General features: G+C 57.8%; 1 pseudogene. It reads right to left on the bottom strand.

What is annotated here, in order from left to right:
- Positions 1–232: pseudogene (locus EN845_RS34865) on the bottom strand (response regulator); the annotation flags it as partial.
- Between the last annotated feature and the right edge of the window lie 57 nt (positions 233–289).

The following is a 289-nucleotide window of genomic DNA, read 5'->3' as shown; positions in this document are numbered from 1 at the left end:
CTATGGCGGGCACTTTGCGTTCGGAGAGCAGCGCCAGAATTTCACCCTTCGGAGCGTCGGGAAGATTGAGACCCGTCAGCGCCAGCGTGAAATCATGGGCGCGCAGCAGGGTATCGGCCGCGGCCATGCTGTCGCAATGGATTACCTCGGCCTGCGTCTCTTCCGAAAGGCGCGTCTTCAGCAGCATGGACAGAGCAACGGAATCTTCAATCAGAAGGATTTTATCCTGCATGCCGCCCAAGCCCCCCATGGCCGTCTTCATGATGTCTCCACGAAACCTCATTCTTTC

Source organism: Mesorhizobium sp. M8A.F.Ca.ET.202.01.1.1 (assembly GCF_004791595.1).
GTDB lineage: Bacteria > Pseudomonadota > Alphaproteobacteria > Rhizobiales > Rhizobiaceae > Mesorhizobium.
Note: the sequence above shows the minus strand (reverse complement) of the source record. Positions and strands in the feature narration are given on the sequence as shown.